The following is a 19728-nucleotide window of genomic DNA, read 5'->3' on the forward strand; positions in this document are numbered from 1 at the left end:
CGCAGCTTCTCGCGGGGCGTGTCGGCTCCGGCGTGATCGGCTTTGCCCTCCTTCGGGTGTCGTGGTCGGGGGGGGGCGCGCCCGCCGCCGGCATGCCGCGGTTCGGATCTCCGGGGCAGCGTTCTCGACCCCGGCGAACCGGGCCTGATCTGCTGACACACCGTTCGCCTTCAAGATTGCGACTACCCGGGGCCGGGGGAAGCACACCCCTTCTCAGCCGAAGGCGGGCGGCCGTTTCTCCCGCAGGGCGCGCAGGCCCTCGGCCACGTCCGGTCCGGTGAAACCGAGGAACTCCATCGCCAGCGAGGCGTCGAAGGTGGGACCGGCCAGGCGCAGCCAGTTGTTGAGCGAGTATTTGGTGAGCCTGATCGCCTCCTGGGAGCCGGCGGCGAGCCGGACGGCGATCTCCATGGCCTTGTCGTGCACCTGGTCGTCGTCCACGCAGAGGCTGACCAGCCCCATGTGCTCGGCCTGCTCCCCCGTGACGGGCTCGCACAGCAGCAGGTGGTATTTGGCCTTGGCCAGCCCGCACAGCAGCGGCCAGATGATCGCGGCGTGGTCGCCGGCCGCGACGCCGAGCCGGGTGTGCCCGTCGATGATCCGCGCGGTCCGGCCGGCGACGGAGATGTCGGCCAGCAGCGCGACCGCGAGCCCGGCGCCGACGGCGGGGCCCTGGATGGCGGAGACGATCGGCTTGGCGCAGTTGAGCACGTTGTAGACGATGTCGCGGGCCTCGGCGAACACGCGCAGCCTGGTGGCGTGGTCGCGGGTCATCTCCTCGATCATGGACAGGTCGCCGCCCGCCGAGAACGCCGCGCCCTCTCCTCTGACGACGATCGCCCGTACGGCGTCGTCGCGGTCGGCGTCGCGCCAGATCTCGCTCAGCTCGCGGTGGCCGGTCATGTCGACGGCGTTGAGCCGGGCCGGCTCGCTGATCGTGATCCGCAGCACGCCTTCGGCCGGAGTGTCGATCTTGAGCTTGGTGTAGGTCACCGGGACTCCCGCAACCGCCCGGCGACGTAGTCGCGGGCCTCGACGGCCTGGTCGAACAGGCCCGGCAGGCCGAAGAAGCCGTGCAGGGCGCCGTCGAACCTGCGGCTCTCGGCGGGCACGCCCGCCTGGGCCAGGCGGCGGGCGTACCGCTCGCCCTCGTCGCGCAGGATGTCGTACTCGGCCGTGACCACGGTCGCGGGGGCCAGGCCGGCGACGTCGGCGAGCCGCAGCGGGGACAGCCGCGGGTCGGCCGGGTCGGCGCCGGGTGCGTACTGGCGGGCGAACCAGGTCAGCTCGGACGCAGAGAGCACGTAGCCGCTGGCGAACTCCCGGTGGCTGGGCGTGTCCATGGCCAGGTCGAGCACGGGGAAGACGAGCGCCTGGTGGGCCAGCCGCAGGCCCGCGTCGCGGGCCAGCCGCGCCGCGACGGCCGCGAGGTTGCCGCCCGCGCTCTCGCCGAGGACGGCGACGCTGCCGTCGCTCTGGTAGAAGGCGGGCCTGGCGAAGATGTCGCGCACGACCGTCCAGGCGTCGTCGACGGCGGCCGGGAACGGGTGCTCGGGGGCCAGGCGGTAGTCGACGGACACCACGACGGCGCCGGCCCGGATGGCCAGGTCGCGCCCGAGGGCGTCGCTGCGCTTGACGCTGCCGTGGACCCAGCCGCCGCCGTGGAAGTAGACCACGACGGGCAGCCGGCCGTCGCCGGGGTCGGCCCGGTAGATCCGGATGGGCACGCCCTCGGCCCGCTCGTCGCGGACGAAGGGCAGCTTGGTCAGCGGGCCGCGCTGGGCGGCGAGGTCATCCTGCGTGCGCGCCCGCTGGATGTCCTCCGGCGTGATCGCGTCGAAGTCGATCTCCCCGTCCTGCGCGTCGGCGGCGAGGTAGTCGCGTGCCTGCGGGTGCAACGGCATGAGCGGAGCCTATCGGGCCGCTTCGACGAACGCATCGAAGATCCGGTCGTCGCCGCCCCGCTCCGGATGCCACTGGACGCCCACGCCGAATTTGTGCCCCTGCAACTCGACGCCCTCGACGATCTGGTCCTCGGCCCAGGCCACGGCCAGCAGGCCGCTGCCGAGCCGGCGGACGGACTGGTGGTGCGGCGCGGTCACCTCGACCCGGTCGCCGACCGCCTTGCCGAGCTTGCTGGTCACGCTGACCTGGATGACGTGGCTCGCGGCCGGCTCGCCGTGCCGCCCGTGGTCGAGCATCTCGGGCAACCACGGGATGAGCGTGCCGCCCTGGGCGACGTTGAGCACGTGCATGCCCCTGGCGATGGCCAGGATGGGCACGTCGGCGCGGACGGCCGCCCTGGCCAGCGCCAGCTCGAACCGGTCGCGGTGCGTCTGCGCCTCGGGGACGCGTTCGTCCTGCTCGTCGCCGTACGTTCCGGCGCCGAGCTCCACGCCGCCCGCCAGCACCACTCCGCTCAGCCCGCGCACGTAGTCCTCGATGGCGGGCAGGCCGATCGGCGGCAGGATCACCGGCGCACCCCCCGCGCGGGCCACGGCCTTGGCGTAGGAGGGCGGGGACAACACGGCCTCGCGGACGTAGTCGCTCCAGCGGGCGGCCTCGAAGTAGGCGGTGATGCCGATCAGCGGTCGGGACATGCGATCTCCAGGGGGCATGGTGGAGTGCGTGCGGCCGTCAGCCCCTCCAGGTGACGGCCCACGGCCCCCATCATGGCGCACACTCTTTCCGATATGTCACCCCTCCCAAAGATCCCCGGCCACCACTTCCCTCCCACGCCACCGGGCTTGCTGCCGTTCGTCCGCTTATCTCCGGATCAGGACTGCCGGGAGGCCGTCTCGGAGATCATCCGGGCGAGGGCGGGGCGGGTGCCGGGCGGGCCGTCGCGGCGAAGGTCCTGGCGTCTCCTCCGGGAAGCGGGCCGCTATGCCCCCGGGGCGCGAGACCGGACCGACCCTCCATTCAGCGCATAAAAACGAATATAAATTATGTTCGCATTCTTTGTCTGAAAAAGCGGGAAACGCCGACTGCAGAGAATCACGATCTCATTACTGATAGTTCTTCTTCGCACCTTATTGCCGTGAATCGGTTGTGACGCGTCATCGGTGGTGTAAGACTCATTTTCGAGCGCGCTGGATGTACCGGGGTTCGCCGGCCGCTCACGACCCGGAGCCGTCAGGGAGGGGAACGACAAGACCGGAATGCTTTTCCGGTCCAAAGGTGGGGTTGGATATATGTCGTTGAATCCGCGCCTGGTTAAAGAGAGTTTCTCCGTCGTCGAGCCGGTGGCCGACAAGGCCACGGCCTACTTCTACGGCCGGCTGTTCGCTGAGAGTCCGCATTTGCGGGGCATGTTCCCGCCCGCCATGGACGTACAGCGTGACCGGTTGTTCAGCGCGCTGACCCGCATCGTGTGGAGCTTGGACAGCCCGGACAGTCTCGCGGGGTTCCTGGCCCAGCTGGGCAGGGACCACCGCAAGTACGGGGTGCTCGCCGAGCACTACACGGCCGTCGGCAACGCGCTGCTCGCCACGATCCGCCGCTTCGCCGCCGACGTCTGGAACCACGAGATCGAGGCGGCCTGGGTGTCGGCGTACGCGACGGCGGCCGGTCTCATGATCGAGTCGGCCACGTCCGACGCCGGGCTCGCCCCCGCGTGGTGGCTGGCCGACGTCATCGACCACGAGCAGCGCCATCGCGACATCGCGGTCCTCACGCTCCGGCCCACCCAGCGCCTGCCGTACACGCCGGGCCAGTACGTCAACGTGCAGACCTCACGCTGGCCCCGGGTGTGGCGGACGTTCTCGATCGCCAACGCGCCGCGCGCCGACAACACGATCAGGCTGCACGTGCGCTCGGTGCCCGGCGGCTGGGTGTCCACCACGCTCGCCAGGCACACCCGCATCGGCGACACGCTCATGCTGGGGCCGCCGATGGGCCTGATGACGCCGCGCGAGCAGAGCGAGCGCGACGTGCTGTGCGTGGCGGGCGGCACCGGGCTGGCGCCGCTGAAGGCGATCATCGAGTCCCTCATCGCCTCGGGCCGCCGGCCCAACATCTACCTGCTGTACGGCGCCCGCACCGCCGACGAGCTGTACGACCTGCCGGACCTGATCAGGATGGAGTCGTCGTTCCCGTGGCTGCGGGTGGTGCCCGTGGTGTCGGACCAGCCGTCGTACGACGGGATGCGCGGCCATCTGGCCGAGGTGACGGGGCGCTTCCACTCCTGGGCCGATCACGACGTCTACGTGTGCGGCCCGCCCGTCATGGTCAACGAGACGGTGCGCCGGCTGCGGCAAGACGACGGCGTGCCGCTGTCGCACATCCACCGGGACATCGTCCAGAGCGAGCACTGATTCTTCTCCTTGGGACGGCGGCGGACCTGTTCCGTCGTCTTCGGCGCCCGCTGCGCGACTTCTCCGAAAGCCCGGCCGCGCCACCTCGGGAGGTTGACAGCGGGGGGCGGACGGTGCCATCTGGAACTGACACGCCAACGGAGGTGGACAGTGCCAGCCCCCTCGCCCTCCCCCGCACCGTCCCCTGCTCTATCGGCCGCACCGTCGCCCGCATCGTCCTCTGCTCCATCGCCCGCGACGTCCCCCGCGCCGGCGCCCGCACCGTCCCCTGCTCCATGTCCTGCTCCGCCACCCGCTGGGCGCCGGGGACTCGGCCGGCTCGGCGGCCTGCCGGCCGTCGTCATGGCGACGCTGCTGCTCATCTGCACCCCCGCGACGGCGAGCGTGGTGCCGCTGACCGAGATCGGGGCCGACGGGGCCACCGGCGCCGGGCAGCGCGGCACACAGGCGGGGCCCGACACCTACCAGTGGGGCAGGACCATCGTCACGGCGCACCAGAGCGGGCGCTTCTTCGACGGAGGGGCGGCCGACATCACGTTCGCGACCTCGCCCGACAACGGCGGCACCTGGGCCAAGGGGGTCCTGCCCGGCATCACCGGCGGCGGGCCGTACCAGCGGGTCAGTGATCCGTCGGTGGCCTTCGACGCCCGGCACGGGGTGTGGCTGATCTCGTCGCTGGCGCTCACGGACGCGGGCGGGGTCATCGGCGCGGCGGTGCTGACGAGCCGCTCCTCCGACGGTGGCCTGACCTGGGGCAAACCGGTCGTGACCGCCACCGGAGGCGATCTGGACAAGGGCTGGATCGTCTGCGACAACACCGACGCCAGCCCGTTCTACGGCACCTGCTACACGACGTTCGACGACCACGCCACCGGCGGCACGATCGGCGTGGCCCGCTCCTCCGACGGCGCCCAGACCTGGTCCGTGGCCGCCACCACCGCTACCGGGCTCGGCGGGCAGCCGGTGGTGCGGCCGAACGGCGCGGTCGTGGTGCCGTACCTGAGCGGCGACGGGCAGATCCGCTCCTTCCGCTCCCGCGACGGCGGCGCGAGCTGGGGGGCGAACGTGCTGGTCTCGACGGTGCAGCGGCACACGGTGGCGGGCGGCCTGCGGGCCGCGCCGCTGCCGTCGGCGGAGACGGACGCGGACGGCACCGTGTACGTCGTCTGGCACGACTGCCGCTTCCAGGCCGGTTGCGCCGGCAACGACATCGTGATGAGCACCTCGCCCGGCGGGAACGCCTGGAGCGTCGTCACGCGCGTCACCTCGGACGGCGGCGACCACTTCATCCCCGGCCTCGGCGTGGACCGCGACTCCCCGGGCGGCGCGGCCCGGCTGGCGCTCGCCTACTACCGTTACCCGGCCGCCGCCTGCACGGCCGCGACCTGCGAGCTCACGGTCGGCTACACCTCCTCCGCCAACGGCGGCGCGACCTGGTCGGCGCCGGCGGAGCTGCAGGGCGCGATGCCGCTCGACCGGCTGGCCGGCACCGACCAGGGGCGGCTGGCCGGCGACTACATCTCGACCTCCGTCGTCCCCGGCGGCAACGCCTTCCCGGCGTTCACGGTCGCGGCGGCGCCGCCGGGCGGCGGGTTCGACGTGCGTACCTACACCGTCACGGGCGGGCTGCCGATCGCGGGCGGCCCCGCCGCGCCGGTGTCCGTGGAGGCGCCCACCGCGGCCTCCGATGAGCCCGTCCAGACCCTCCCCCGCACGGCCCGCTGACCCTGGTCGCGCTCTGCGGCCCGTCGCGGTCAACGACCCGGTCGCGGTCAACGACCCGACGCGACTAGTGGCCCATCGCGGTCAGCGGAAGGCGGCGGCGGTTTCCTCGTCGTTGGGCCAGAACGTCTCGATGGCCAGCTCGGAGACCGTCACGTCCACCGGCGTCCCGAACGTGGCGATCGTGGTGAACATCGACAACACCCGGTCACCGGCCGCGATCCGCAGCGGCACCAGGATGTCGGCGGGCCCGGGCATGTGCGTCACGTTCAGATCCACACCCGGATAGGTATAGGAGGCCAGCTCGTCGTGCAGCTCCGCCAGCCGCCCGTCACCGGACGTCTCGGCCTGCATGCGCAGCCGGGGCAGCAGATGGGCGCGCACCTCGGCGAGGTTGAGCAGCCGGCCGCCCATCGCGTCGGGATGCAGCGACAACCGCATGACGTTGATCGGCTCCCGGAGCAGCTCGGCCGGCACCCCCTCCATGAACATGCCGGCCGCCGAGTTGGCCGCCACCAGGTTCCACACCGCGTCCACCACGACCGCCGGATAGGGTTCGTGGCCGGCCAGGATCTTGTCCAGCGCCTCGCGGACCACCCGCATCTCCGGGGCGCGCACCGCACGCTCGGGATAGACCGGGGCGAACCCGGCGGACATCAGCAACCTGTTGCGGTGCCGCAGCGGCACCTCCAGCTCCTCGGCGAGCTTCATCACCATCTCCCGGCTCGGCCCGGCGCGCCCGGTCTCCAGAAAGCTGATGTGGCGGGCCGAAACGTCGGCCTCGATGGCGAGGTCGAGCTGGCTCACGCGGCGCCGCTGGCGCCACGAGCGCAGCAGCTCTCCGAAGGACTCTTCACGTACGGCGACCGCTCCCATGCCCGCAACGCTAGCGGCCGGAGGGAAGCGGGACGATTACCCCCCAGGTAATCGGCTCGGCAGGTGCGGAATCGCCCAGTCTTCGGAAACTGTCGTAGCAGCGTGGCACGATGGCGGGCAAGCCAACATGGGAGCGATGCCATGAGTGAAGCAGTGCTCGCGATCGGCACCCGCAAGGGCCTTTTCCTCGCCCGCTCGACGGACGGCGGCCCGTTCGAGATCGAGCCGATCCAGTTCTCCACCGTCGCGGTGCCCTCGGTCGCGATCGACACGCGCGGCACCACGCCCCGGCTCCTGGCCGGCATCGAGTACGGACATTTCGGTCCATCGGTGATGTACTCCGACGATCTGGGCAAGACGTGGGGCGAGGCCGAGCAGCCGCCGATCGCCTTCCCCGAGCAGACCGGCACGACGCTGACGAGGGTCTGGCAGCTTCTCCCCTCGCCGTCGGAGCCCGACGTGGTGTGGGCGGGCGTCGAGCCGGGAGCGCTGTTCCGCTCCGAGGACCGCGGCGTCACCTACCGCCTGGTCGAGGGGCTCTGGGAGCATCCCCACCGGCCGCACTGGCAGCCGGGCGGCGGCGGCCTGTGCCTGCACACGATCCTCAATCACCCCACCGACCCCCGCGTGCTGGCGGTGGCGGTCTCGGCCGCCGGCTTCTACCGCTCGGCCGACGGCGGGCAGTCCTGGGAGGCCGCCAACCACAACATCAGGGCGCCGTTCATGCCCGAGGGGCAGCAATATCCCGAGTTCGGGCAGTGCGTGCACAAGGTCGGCATGGACCCGGTCCGGCCCGAGCGCCTCTACCTGCAGCACCACTTCGGCGTCTACCGCAGCGACGACTTCGGCGGCAGCTGGCACGACATCGGCTCCTCGCTGCCGTCCGACTTCGGCTTCCCGATCGTGACGCACCCGTCGAAGCCCGGCACGATCTTCGTGCTGCCGCTGACGGCCGACATCGACCGCACGCCGGTCGGCCACCGCTACCAGGTCTTCCGCAGCGACGACGCGGGCCAGACGTGGCAGCCGTTCGGCCAGGGGCTGCCGGAGGGTCCAGTGCACGCCACCGTGCTCCGCGACGCCATGACGGCCTCGGAGGCGGGCCTGTTCTTCGGCACCCGCGACGGCGAGGTGCACTGCTCGCGCGACGACGGCGAGACGTGGTCGCTGGTCGGCCGGCACCTGCCCGACGTGCTGACCGTCCGCGCGGCGGTGCTCTAGCCGATGACGAAACCCGTGATGATGGTCGTGTTCGTGCTGCCCAGTTCGCTGCGCCGGTGGGTGAGCGGGCGCAGCGAGGTCAAGGTCTTCGCGATCGGCGCCGACCGGGACTCGCCGCCCACCCTCGGCTCGGCCCTCGACATGTTGCGGCGCACGCATCCGCGGCTGGAGGAGCGGCTGCGCGACGACTACGGGCGCATCCGCCGGCACATCAGCATGATCGTATGCGGGGAGAACGCCCAGGCGTTCGGCGGACTCGACTGTGCGCTGCCGCCGGGGGCCGAGGTCTACGTGTTGCCCGCGCTCGCCTGAGCGCCGCTCCGCACCGTCCGGGGACCACCGGCCCCCGGGCCCCGGCCCCGCAGCAAGGCCCCCGCCCTCAGGTCTCCGGCCGCCGCAAGACTCCGTGCCGCCGTAGGTCTCCGGCCGCGACCGGCTCTCAGCGCGGGGGTGTCACGGGCAGACGCGGCCGTTGGCCTCGAACGCCGCATGGGTCAACGGCATGAGGCCCTGCCACAGCTCCTCCATCTTCTCGGCCACCATCTCGATCTCCCGCTGCGGGAACGACGGGAAGGTGGAGTCCTCGCGCTGGACCCGGAGGGACAGGAAGTTCATCAGGGCGCGGGCGTTGCACGTGGCGTACATCGAGGAGTAGAGGCCGACGGGGAGCACGGTGCGGGCCACCTCACGGGCCACCCCGGCGTCGAGCATCTCCTGGTAGGCGCGGTAGGAGTGGCGGTAGCTGGCCAGGGTCGCCTCGGTCACCAGCTCGTGCTGCTCCGGGGTGCCGTCCTTGAAGAGGTATTTACCCGGCTTGCCCTCCTGCACCAGCTTGCGGTCCGGCCCCGGCACGTAGAAGACCGGGACGAGCTGGCGGTAGCGGCCGGACTCCTCGTTGTAGGAGAAGGTGCGGTGGCGCATGAACTCACGGAAGACGAAGATCGGCGCGCTGATGTAGAACGTCATGGACGAATGCTCGAACGGCGTGCCGTGCCTGTCACGCATCAGGTAGTTGATGAGCCCCTTGGAACGCTGGGGGTCGGCCTCGATCTCGGCCAGCGAGCTCTCGCCCTTGGTGGAGACGCGCGCGGCCCACAACACGTCGGCGTCCGAGGCGGCCGACTTGACCAGCTCCACGTCCATGTCGCTGCGGAACTTGATCTCGATCTCCGGTTCGACAGTGCCCATAGAGAGGCCCCCGCTCGTGTTGGGTGGTAGTGACAGCTCAAGCAAACCAGGTCCCACCGCTCGGCGCGACTCGGGCCCGCCGCACCCCCGTCGCGGGGGTACGGCGGGCAGCGAGCCAGGTCAGCAGTGGTATGCGGGCCGTTCCCTGGTCACCAGGTCCGTGTCGGTGGCCGTGCCGTCGAGCCACAGGACGCGGGCGCCTTCGCCGGCGGCGAACAGGGACTGCTCGCCCCTGTTGCACGAGTACCGGACCGGCGGGCCGCCCGTGATCGGGATCTGCAGCAACTTCAGCATGGCCTCGTTCGAGATCGTGAAGTCGTCGGGGAAATGGTTGATCGTGACCAGCGTGTCGCTGGCGTCGATCCGGAAGCCCTGGGGCGCCTGCGGCCCGTCGGGCACGAGGGGCGTCGAGCCGGTACCGTCGGCGCGGGCCCGCATGACGCCCGTGCGGCCGTCGCGGTCGGCGTCGTACAGCCAGACCACGTGCCCGGCGGTCATCACGGTCTGCGCCGAGATCGACGGGGCGCCCGGCACCTCGGGCAGCACCACCTCCCGGCCGGTGCCCAGGTCGTGGACGACCGGGGTGCTGTGCTCGACGTCGCCGTCGTACCAGACGCGTACATAGGCGAGCCGGCCGCCGCTGATCGAGGGCGTGTAGCCGTGCACGCCCGCCTCGGCGGTGAGGAGGACCGGCGCGGCGGCGCCCCGCTTCAGCCAGAGCTCGACCTCCCCCGTGGCGGGGTCCTCGCCCGACCAGGCGACGGTGCCGCCGGAGACGGCGATGGCGAAGACGTAGCCGGTCGAGTCGTGCACCACCGTCGAGGGCCGGCTTCGGTCGAGGGGCCGCGAGCGGATCTGATAGGTCCCGAGCTCGGTCCCGTACGTGACCCAGAGCCCGCGCCCGCCGTCGGTCACGGGCAGCCAGTTCCACAGGTCGTTGTCCGACAGCGTGGCGGGGCCGCCGCCTCTCAGGCCGCCGGTGAGGATCGTCGTGGGGCCGGCGGCGTCCGGGGTGGAGTTCACGACGACGTACCGGTCGCCGGCCAGCCCCGGCGGGTCGGAGGCGTCGGTGAGCCCGTCGATCACGACCCTGCTGTCGACCGGGATGCGCCGCTCCCAGCCGGGCCTGATGCCGTGCCGCTCGAACGCGCGCCCGATCACGGCCCGGTCGCCGGCGGACAGACCGGCGGCGCGGGCGGCGGACTCGACGGCGCGGCGGCCGTCGGCGAAGTCGTCCAGGGGCGTCATGTACTCGGTCAGCGCCTTGTAGACGACCTTGTCGAACCCGGCGCCGAGCCGCTCCCTGACGTCCCAGAGGGCACCGGAGAAGATCGTCGAGTTGAGGTGCACGCCGCCGCTGTCAGAGGCCGCGGTGAGGCCGATGTAGTCCTCGGCCGCGTTCCGGTCGTCGTCGAGGTCGCGGAAGCCGCACTCGGCGGGCGGCAGGGTCTTGCAGATGTCCTCGCCGATCAGGCTGGCGTCGGGGTCGCTCATCGGGATGCCGAACGTGTCCGCCTCGATCGCGTCGCCGAAGTAGTCGGCCAGGCCCTCGTTGATCGCGCCCGACTGACCCTGGTAGACCAGGCCGGCGCTGTGGGTGATGACGCCGTGGGTCATCTCGTGGCCGACGATGTCCAGCCCCGCCGCCAGGGAGTGGTAGAGGGGGCCACCTCCGCCGTACACCATCTTGGTGCCGTCCCAGAAGGCGTCGCCGAACGGCTCGCCCAGGTAGGTGACGTTGACGACCGAGTACATCGTGCCGCCGGCGCCGTCCAGGCCCTCGCGGCCGAGCCGCCGGTAGTACGCGTAGACCTCGCCGGCGCCCCAGTGCGCGTCCACGGCGCCGCTCGCGGTGTGCTCGGGGCCGAAGGCCGGGCCGGCCGAGCGGGCGAGCTCGGTGCCCGCCGGGATGCCGGGGAAGACGTAGTCGAAGACGTCGCCGCCCTTGGCGTCGTAGGTGAGGATCTCGCCGGTGGCGCCGTTCCACATCGGGCGGGAGCGGTCGCGCAGCTCGTAGGCGCCGTCGGCGCGCTGGTAGGCGCCGAGCTCGACGTGGCGGCCGTGCGTGGTCGTGCCGGTGGCGCGCACCGGGCCCTCGTGCCGCAGCCGGTCGAGCGCGAACAGCGGCCGGCCCGAGTGGGCGTCGACGTAGGCGTCGAGCAGGACAGGGCGCCTGCCCGCCGCGTCCGCGCCGGACAGGACGACGTGCCAGGCCAGCACGCCCGGGCCGCGCGGCACCACGACCAGCTCGCCGGTCGTGGCCTTGATCGTCGCGCGGACGTGGCGGTCGGTGACGAGCCGGTTGCGGGCGAGCCGGGCCGCCGCCGGCGCGCCGACCTCGGGGGCGGGATCGACGCTCAGCTCGGTGTGGAAGCGGCCGCCCGCCCCCGTGACCTCGCGCTGGGCGCCGTTCCCCGTGAAGTGCACGAGATACTGCCCGCCGAAGACGGGCAGGCCATGGTGGCGCTGGGCGAACCGGACCGTCGTGTCGGCGCCGTCCACGACGGTGCCCAGTGGCACGAGGTCGGCCGCCGGGTCGAGGTGGTAGCGCGGATCGGCCAGGTGCGCCCTGGCCGCCACGACGGGGTCGCCGGCCGGCGCGGGCTCGGCCAGCCCGCGCACCTCGGCGGGCGCCCGCGTGCCCGCGCGCGCCTCGACCTCGGGGGGCGGGTCGTCGGCCGCGGCGACTCCCGGCAGGGACAGCGCCAGGCATAACGCGGCGATCGTGAGAGTGATGGGACGCCAGGACACGACACCTCCAGGTGTACGTCGGCTTTCTGGCGCCTCGATCATCACCCGTCATCCGGGGAATGCCCAGTCCCACCATGCCTGCCGCGTGGCCGTGAGCCGCCCGGCCCTCGCTTACAACCGGTAGATGCCAGCCGGCCCCCGCTTACAACCGGTAGCTGCCGCCCGGCCCCGGCTTACAGCCGGTAGATCCGGCGGGCGTTTCCGGCGCCGATCATGTGGGCGATCCTGGCGGCGTCCGCGGTGCTCCACTCCCCCGTGCCGAGCCGGGACCGCAGCGCCGCTCCCAGCGCCTGCCGGTAGTACAGCGCCCCCAGGTAGGCCGACTCCGCCACCCCGTGGCAGCCGGAGCTGTACAACTGCTTGTGGAACGGCGCCAGCTCCAGCAGCTCGTCCACCACCCGGGCCGACCCGGCTGCGGTGTACGGCAGCGCCAGGCCGACGTCCACGTAGACGTGCGGATGGACGGCCGCCAGGTAGGCGGCCTGCCGATGGTAGGGATAGCAGTGCAGCAGGATCACCGGCACCCCCAGCGGCTGCAGCGCCCCGACGAACGTGCTCAGCCGGGCCGGCTCCGTGCGCCGCGGCTCCGGGCCCGAGCCGCCGAAGCCGGTGTGGAACTGCACGGGCAGCCCGCGCTCCCTGGCCACGTCGACGGCGCTCCAGAGCAGATGGCGCAGCAGGACCGGATCCGTCAGCGGCGCCTTGGGATCGCCCAGGCGCCGGTTGGCGGCGGCGATCACCGAGCCCGTGCTGGGCCTGGCCGGATCGAAGTCGAGGCCGCACCGGGACGCGACGACCGTCTTGAGGCCCACCGCCCTGGCGGCCCTGGCTCCCAGCGCCTCGCCGAGGCCGTCGAGGTAGTCGGCGGCGACCTGGGCCAGCTCCGCCACGTCCCGCTCGATCTGCTCGACGCGCACGAGCTCGTCGGCCGCGGCGCCACCGTGGCGGCCCATCTCGGCGGCCGACAACAGGTCGATGCCGTCGGAGCCGGCGTACTCCAAGGCGGCGTAGGAGGCGTACGTGGTGTCGACCAGGAACGCGACCACACCCGCCCCCGCCAGCAACCGCCGGTTGACCTCGCCCGCGCCCAGCTCGGCCCGCCGGGCGAGGTAGACGGCGGGCGGGGCGTGCGGCTCCAGGTCGAGCAGCGGCGCGCACCAGCGGCGCACGGCCGCGCCGAACGGGGTGTCGAAGTGGGTGGTGCCGGGCGGGGCGGGACTGCCGCCCGCGTTGATGAGCAGCTCGAACTGCGCTCTGCTCAGGTCGTCCCGCCGCACCCCGTGACAGTGGTGGTCGACGAGCGGGGCGAGCAGCGCGTCACGCACCGTGCCGGGCAGGTCTGCGGGGAGCATGCGCAGACTCTAAGGGAGCTCCGCGCACCCCGAGGGGCTTTTACCTGATCATCGGACTGCCGCTCCGGCCGTCGTGCCCGGTCAGGGCCGTGGCGGCAGTCCGAGCCGGACCGCCGCTCCGGCCGTGACCGATCGGGGCCCGGCGCCGGCTCGCCGAGCTACCGCCGGACCCGGCCCGATCGGGGCCCGGCGGCGATCCGACTCGCCCGGAGCGCTACCGCCGGGCCAGGCGCAGCACGTTCGCGATGATCTTGGCGCCGGCGCCGCCCTCCTGCGTCAGGATCGACTCGGGATGGAACTGCACGGCGAACCGGCGTCGCTCGACGTCCTCGATGGCCATCACGTTGCCGTCGGGCGTGACCGCGATCGGCGTGAAGCCGACGACGCCGGGCCGCTTGGCGTGCAAGGAGTGGTAGCGGGCCGCGGTGAACTCCTCCGGCAGCCCGTCGAGCAGCGCGCTGCCGCCGAGCCGTGACACCTGGCCGCGCTTGCCGTGCTCGGGGTAGTCGAGCAGCTCCAGCGAGCCGCCCGCCTGCTCGACCATGGCCTGCAGGCCCAGGCAGACGCCGAACACCGGCAGGTCGCGGGCGTAGATCTGGTCGATCAGCGCCGACATGCCGAAGTCGGTCGGCCAGCCGGGGCCGGGCGAGAGCACCACCAGGTCGGGCCCGATGTCGTCGATCATGTGGCCGGGGAAGCCGTGGCGCAGCGTCACCACGTCGGCGCCTTCCTGGCGGAAGTAGTCGGCCAGCGTGTTGACGAAGGAGTCCTCGTGGTCGACCAGGAGCACCTTCATGCCGCGGCCGGGCTGCGGCCTGGGCTCGGGGACGGGCACGGTGCCGGGCTGGTTGACCGCGGCCAGGGCGCCGAGCAGGGCGCTGGCCTTGAGCTCGGTCTCGCGCTCCTCGGCCTCGGGGTCGGAGTCGAACAGCAGCGTGGCCCCGGCCCTGACGGTCGCCACGCCGTCTCTGATCTGGGCGGTGCGCAGGGTCAGGCCGGTGTTCATGGAGCCGTCGAAGCCGATGAAGCCGATCGCGCCGCCGTACCACCTGCGGGTGGTGGCCTCGTGGTCCTCGATGAACTGCATCGCCCACGTCTTGGGCGCGCCGGTGACGGTGACGGCCCACATGTGGGTGAGGAAGGCGTCGAGCGCGTCGAACTCGGGGCGCAGCCGGCCCTCGATGTGGTCGACGGTGTGGATGAGGCGGGAGTAGAGCTCGATCTGGCGGCGGCCGATGACCTTGACGGTGCCGGGGACGCAGATGCGCGACTTGTCGTTGCGGTCCACGTCGGTGCACATGGTCAGCTCCGACTCCTCCTTGACGCTCGACAGGAGGGTGCGGATGGCCTCGGCGTCCTCGACGGGGTTGCTGCCGCGGGCGATGGTGCCGGAGATGGGGCAGGTCTCCACCCGGTCGCCGCTCACCCTGACGTACATCTCGGGCGAGGCGCCCACGAGGTGCTCGCCCTCGCCGAGGCTGATGATGAACTCGTAGGGGGCCGGGTTGCTGTGGCGCAGGCCGCGGTAGAAACCGGACGGGTCGGCGCAGGTGGCGTGGAAGACCTGGCCGGGCACGACCTCGAACAGGTCGCCGCGCTTGAACCGCTCCTTGGCGGCGGCGACGACCTTGGCGTATTCGCCCCGCACCGGGTCCGCGGGCAGCTCGGCCGGGGGAACGGGGGCGGCGCTCGCGCCGGCCCGCTCCAGGCCCCGGGTGGTGGCGCCGTCGACGGTGAACTCGTAGCGGTATTCGACGCTGGTCTCGCGCTGCCGGTCGATCACGACCAGCCGGTCGGGCAGGTGCAGCACCAGGTCGCGCTGGTCGTCGGGGCGGACGAGCTCCTGCCTGATGGGCTCGAACTGGAAGGCCAGGTCGTAGCCGAACGCGCCGTAGAGCCCGAGGTGCGGATCGTCGCCCTTGAAGGCGGCGATGACCTCGCGGATCGCGGTGAAGACGGTGGGCCGGCGGCTGCGCATCTCCTCGGGGAGCAGGTCTCCCGATTCGGAGACGTAGACCTCGACGCGGTCGGGGGTCGGCTCGGTGACCGGCTTGCCCGCGGCCAGCAGGCAGGAGGCGATGGCGGGCAGCACGACCCGGCCGCGCGCGTTGAGCGCGGTCGCCGAGATGGTGCGGCCCTTGGCGACCAGCTCCAGGCACGGGTCGACGTAGCCGAACGCCCATCGGCTGTAGCGGCCTGGATAGTCCATGCCCGAGGAGAAGGCGCCCCCGCGCCGTTCGCCGAGGGCCGTCACGATCTCTTCGAGCGCCGCCTCGTCGGACTCCCGAGCCTCACGCTCAACGCCGATGCCCCCGGCGGTGGTATATCCGCTCGTCTCCACTTGCTGCCCCTTACCACGTCACATGATGCGCCCCGGGGGCGGACACAAGAAAGGCCGCCATCCCGGGGCGGCCGTCCGTTGAGGAATGCGAAACACGCGCCGCCTAGGAGCGGCGCCACCACTGGAGCTGAGCGTGAGTTCGCATGAGAACAGGTTAACCGCCCGACCATGATCGCGCAACGCGACCCGCCCGTGCGCCACCGCCGGCTTCGCGGCTCGGCCGGCGGCCCCGTTCGGAGCCGGCCCGGACCCGCCGCCAGGTCGGCTCCGGGGTGCCGTCAAGGGGGATCAGGGGCTTCACTGTGACGACATTTCAGATGACCAGATTACATTTCAGACAGCAAAGTTACATTTCATGACACCTCTTGCTTTCCCGACAAGATCTCTTCACCCTTCTCGACAGAGGCATAAAGATCACCTCTTGTCTCGAAGGAGAGGCGCGTGCTCAACACCCCCCGCCGGCGAGCGATCCTGATCGGGATCATCACCGCCGCCGGCCTCCTCGTCCCGCAGGCCGCGGCCTCCGCGGCGCCAGATCCCGACAAGATCGAAAGCACCGTCCAGGCGCGACTCGCGCAGGATGACAAGGCCACCTTCTGGGTCCGGATGAAGGGAGCCGCCGACTTGAGCGGCGCCCGCCGGGCGATCACCAAGGACGCGAAGGCCGAGCTGGTCTACGAGGCCAAGACCGAGCGTGCCGTCACCTCGCAGGAGAGCCTGCGCAAGCTGCTCGACGCCCGCGACGCCGACTACACCTCCTACTGGATCGTCAACGCCGTGCGCGTCACGGCGGACGAGAAGCTGGCGGGCGAGATCGCCAAGCTGCCCGAGGTGGACCGGCTCGAACCGGTCCGCACCCTCACGGTGCCGAAGCCCGTCGCGGGCACGGCGGAGAACAAGGTCAACGCGGTCGAGTGGAACGTCGACCGGGTCAACGCGCCGCGCGTGTGGAGCGAGCTGGGCAACCGCGGTGAGGGCATCGTGGTCGCCAACATCGACACCGGCGCCCAGTTCGACCACCCCGAGCTGGCCGCGAGCTACCGGGGCAAGAACCCGGACGGCTCGGTCAGCCACGACTACAACTGGTTCGACCCCGCCGAGGTCTGCCCGACCGCGGCCCCGTGCGACAACAACGGGCACGGCACCCACACCATGGGCACCATGGTCGGCGCGAACGGCATCGGCGTCGCCCCGGGCGCCCGGTGGATCGCCGCCAAGGGCTGCGAGATCAACACCTGCACCGACGCCTCCCTGCTGGCGGCCGGGCAGTGGGTCCTGGCTCCGACCGACCTGAACGGCCAGAACCCGCGCTCCGACCTGGCGCCCGACATCGTCAACAACTCCTGGGGCGGCGACGGGTTCGACCCCTGGTACAAGGAGACGGTCGAGGCGTGGGTCGCGGCCGGGATCTTCCCCGCCTTCTCCAACGGCAACGAGGGCCCCGCCTGCGACACCTCCGGCTCGCCCGGCCAGTACACCATCAGCTACAGCGCGGGCGGCTTCGACATCAACAACGCGCTGTACGCCCGCTCCAGCAAGGGTGAGGGCGAGAACGGCGAGACCAAGCCGAACATCGCCGCCCCCGGCGTCAACGTGCGCTCCTCGACGCCCGGCAACACCTACAGCAGCTACACCGGCACCTCGATGGCCTCGCCGCACGTGGCGGCCACGGTGGCGCTGATCTGGTCGGGCTCGCCCGGCCTGCAGGGCAAGGTCGACGCGACCAGGCCGCTGCTCGACTCGACGGCCGTCGACGTCGCCGACACCGCCTGCGGCGGCACCGCGGGCGACAACAACATCTGGGGCGAGGGCAGGCTCGACACCTACGCCGCCGTGCAGGCCGCTCCGCACGAGGGGCTCGGCGACCTCGCCGGCACGGTCACCTCCGGCGGCGCGCCGGTGCCCGGCGTGACGATCACGGTGTCGGGGCCGCTGAGCCGTACGGTGATCACCGGCGCCGGCGGCGGGTACGCCATCCCGCGCCTGCTGCCGGGCGACTACGAGATCAGCGCGGCGAAGTACGGCTACGGCACCGCCACCACGACCGCGACGATCACGGCCGAGCAGGCCGCCACCGCGGACCTGGCCCTGACGCAGTTGCCGACCGGCGTGGTGTCGGGAACCGTCACCACGGCGGGCACGCCCGAGCCGGGCGCGACGGTCGCGGCGACCGGCACGCCGGTCAGCGCGGTCACCGACGCCGCCGGCCGCTACAGCCTGTCGCTGCCGCACGGCGAGTACAGCCTCAAGATCACGCCGGTGTCCCGCTGCTCCAGCGGCGCGACGGCGGCGGTCACGGTGGCCGGCGACGTGGTCAAGGACGTCGAGCTGCCGCTGCGCGGCGACACCTTCGGCTACACCTGCGCGAGCGGCACCCAGCCGTACGCGGCGGGCACCGAGAAGCTGGCGCTGACGGGCGACGACGAGGCCGTGCAGGTGACGCTGCCGTTCCCCGTCCCGTTCTACGGCACCGGCCAGAGCAAGGCCTGGGTGGGGACGAACGGCTTCCTCACCTTCGCCGCCGACCGGATCACCACCGCGAGCAACGGCCGGCTGCCGACCACGGCCACGCCCAACAACGCGCTCTACCCGTACTGGGACGACCTGACGGTGGACGCGCAGGCCGGGGTCTACACCGCGGTGACGGGCACGGCGCCGCACCGGGTGTTCGTCGTCGAGTGGCGCAACGTCGGCTTCTACAACGCGACGGACCAGCGGATCTCCTTCTCGGCGCTGCTGGGCGAGGACGGCTCGATCGGCTACCGCTACAAGGACGTCGAGAGCGAGCGCGAGAAGGGCACCAGCGCCACCGTCGGCGTCGAGAACGCGGGCGGCACCGACGCGCTGCTGTACTCCTATGAGGAGGCGGCGCTGTCGGCCGGTCAGAGCCTGACGTTCACGGCGAGCAGGCACGGCCTGGTCACCGGCGCGGTCACCGACGCCAACGACGGCAAGGCGCTGGCCGGGGCGACGGTGAAGATCGGCGACGTGGCCACGTTCACCACCGGCGCGGACGGCTCGTTCTACGGGCAGGTGCTGGCCGGCGACTACGAGGTCGTGGTGTCCAAGGAGCACTACGGCACCTTCACCCAGCCGGTCACGATCGCGCCGGCCACGGTGCAGCGGATCGACACGGCGCTGGTCACCGGGCGGGTGAGCGCGTCCGTGGGCGAGCTGACCGTGGTGCTGCCGGCCGAGTCGAGCCGGGTGCGGACGCTGGAGCTGACGAACCTGGGCTCACCGACGCCGTACACGGCGGCCGGGGAGACTTGGGCGGTCGTGTCCCCGGCGGCGGGCGAGCTGGCCAAGGGGCAGGCGGTGACGCTGAAGGTCACGCTCTCCAGCGCCGGCGTCGCGCCCGGCACGTTCCGCGAGGGCAAGCTGCTCGTCAAGTCGGCCAGCGGCCGGCAGCCGACCATCGAGATCAAGGTGACGGTCGTGGTGCCCAAGCACCAGGTGGCCATCGACGTGGGCGGCTCCAAGAGCCTGACCGACGCCGCGGGTGACACCTGGACGCCCGACAAGAAGTACGCGGCGGGCGGCTACGGCTACATCGCCACCCAGAACAAGACGCAGAGCACGTCCAGGACCATCAGCGGCACCCCGGACCAGACGCTGTTCAGGACGGCCAGGGAGAGCATGCTGGAGTACCGCTTCGACAACGTGCCGGCCGGCACGTACACCGTCGAGCTGGACTTCGCCGACGTCAAGAGCACGCAGATCGGCAGGCGGGTCTTCGACGTGCTGGTCGAGGGGCAACTGGCCATCCCGGCCCTGGACCTGGCGCTGGAGGCCGGCACGTACACGGCCGTGTCCAGGCAGTACACGGTGACGGTCACCGACGGTCAGCTCAACCTGCGCTTCGCCACCCGGCAGGGCGCGACGATCGTGAACGGGGTGCGCATCTCGGAGCGCCCCGACAAGGCGGCCGCGTAGCACCACTGAAGTAGCACCACTGAAG

The 19728-nt window shown here is 71.9% G+C and carries 13 protein-coding genes; 5 read left to right on the forward strand and 8 right to left on the reverse strand.

Annotated elements, in window-relative coordinates; translation table 11 throughout:
- Positions 1–213: 213 nt before the first annotated feature.
- From ACWD0F_RS41915 to ACWD0F_RS41925, 3 genes are read right to left on the reverse strand one after another with little or no spacing between them, the layout of a single operon-like run.
- Positions 214–993, reverse strand: a complete 780-nt coding sequence (locus ACWD0F_RS41915; protein WP_449887080.1) for an enoyl-CoA hydratase/isomerase family protein — start codon at positions 991–993, stop codon at positions 214–216.
- Positions 990–1904 carry an alpha/beta hydrolase gene (locus ACWD0F_RS41920; protein WP_449887083.1) on the reverse strand — a complete coding sequence of 305 codons (915 nt, stop codon included), beginning with the start codon at positions 1902–1904 and terminating at the stop codon, positions 990–992. Before ACWD0F_RS41920 ends, ACWD0F_RS41915 begins: the two co-directional genes overlap by 4 nt.
- A 9-nt stretch (positions 1905–1913) precedes the next feature.
- A complete protein-coding gene (locus tag ACWD0F_RS41925) occupies positions 1914–2600 on the reverse strand; it encodes a gamma-glutamyl-gamma-aminobutyrate hydrolase family protein (protein WP_449887085.1) in 687 nt (228 codons plus the stop codon).
- Between the two features lie 594 nt (positions 2601–3194).
- Between ACWD0F_RS41925 and ACWD0F_RS41930 the strand changes: the two genes are divergently transcribed.
- Both ACWD0F_RS41930 and ACWD0F_RS41935 read left to right on the forward strand, forming a co-directional pair.
- The gene (locus ACWD0F_RS41930) at positions 3195–4316 is read left to right on the forward strand and encodes a globin domain-containing protein (RefSeq protein WP_449887088.1); all 1122 of its coding nucleotides are present in this window, start codon (positions 3195–3197) and stop codon (positions 4314–4316) included.
- Between the two features lie 342 nt (positions 4317–4658).
- Positions 4659–6041, forward strand: coding sequence for a sialidase family protein (locus ACWD0F_RS41935; protein WP_449887091.1), 1383 nt, complete (start codon positions 4659–4661; stop codon positions 6039–6041).
- Between the two features lie 81 nt (positions 6042–6122).
- Here the strand turns inward: ACWD0F_RS41935 and ACWD0F_RS41940 are convergent, their stop codons facing one another.
- Positions 6123–6914 (reverse strand): helix-turn-helix domain-containing protein, encoded by a 792-nt coding sequence (locus ACWD0F_RS41940; RefSeq protein ID WP_449887094.1) that lies wholly within the window; start codon positions 6912–6914, stop codon positions 6123–6125.
- 141 nt (positions 6915–7055) lie between these two features.
- Between ACWD0F_RS41940 and ACWD0F_RS41945 the strand changes: the two genes are divergently transcribed.
- Together ACWD0F_RS41945 and ACWD0F_RS41950 are read left to right on the forward strand one after the other, a co-directional pair.
- Complete coding sequence (locus ACWD0F_RS41945; protein WP_449887096.1) at positions 7056–8135, forward strand: WD40/YVTN/BNR-like repeat-containing protein; 1080 nt, start codon at positions 7056–7058, stop codon at positions 8133–8135.
- 3 nt (positions 8136–8138) lie between these two features.
- The gene (locus ACWD0F_RS41950) at positions 8139–8447 is read left to right on the forward strand and encodes a hypothetical protein (protein ID WP_449887098.1); all 309 of its coding nucleotides are present in this window, start codon (positions 8139–8141) and stop codon (positions 8445–8447) included.
- Positions 8448–8588: 141 nt separating this feature from the next.
- On the opposite strand, the gene thyX is transcribed toward ACWD0F_RS41950, so the two are convergent.
- The 4 genes from thyX to ACWD0F_RS41970 all read right to left on the reverse strand — a co-directional run bounded on the left by thyX (position 8589) and on the right by ACWD0F_RS41970 (position 15767).
- Positions 8589–9323: an FAD-dependent thymidylate synthase gene (gene thyX, locus ACWD0F_RS41955; protein WP_449887100.1), complete on the reverse strand. Its 735-nt coding sequence runs from the start codon at positions 9321–9323 to the stop codon at positions 8589–8591.
- A gap of 120 nt (positions 9324–9443) precedes the next feature.
- Positions 9444–12074 carry a M4 family metallopeptidase gene (locus ACWD0F_RS41960; RefSeq protein WP_449887102.1) on the reverse strand — a complete coding sequence of 877 codons (2631 nt, stop codon included), beginning with the start codon at positions 12072–12074 and terminating at the stop codon, positions 9444–9446.
- A 173-nt stretch (positions 12075–12247) separates the two neighbouring features.
- On the reverse strand, positions 12248–13426 hold the full coding sequence (locus ACWD0F_RS41965) for an amidohydrolase family protein (RefSeq protein ID WP_449887104.1): 1179 nt from the start codon (positions 13424–13426) through the stop codon (positions 12248–12250).
- 214 nt (positions 13427–13640) lie between these two features.
- Positions 13641–15767, reverse strand: coding sequence for an anthranilate synthase component I (locus tag ACWD0F_RS41970; RefSeq protein WP_449887106.1), 2127 nt, complete (start codon positions 15765–15767; stop codon positions 13641–13643).
- Between the two features lie 441 nt (positions 15768–16208).
- On the opposite strand from ACWD0F_RS41970, the gene ACWD0F_RS41975 reads away from it, so the two are divergent.
- On the forward strand, positions 16209–19703 hold the full coding sequence (locus ACWD0F_RS41975) for a S8 family serine peptidase (RefSeq protein ID WP_449887108.1): 3495 nt from the start codon (positions 16209–16211) through the stop codon (positions 19701–19703).
- The last annotated feature ends 25 nt before the right edge of the window (positions 19704–19728 follow it).

The organism is Nonomuraea sp. NPDC002799 (assembly GCF_053592075.1).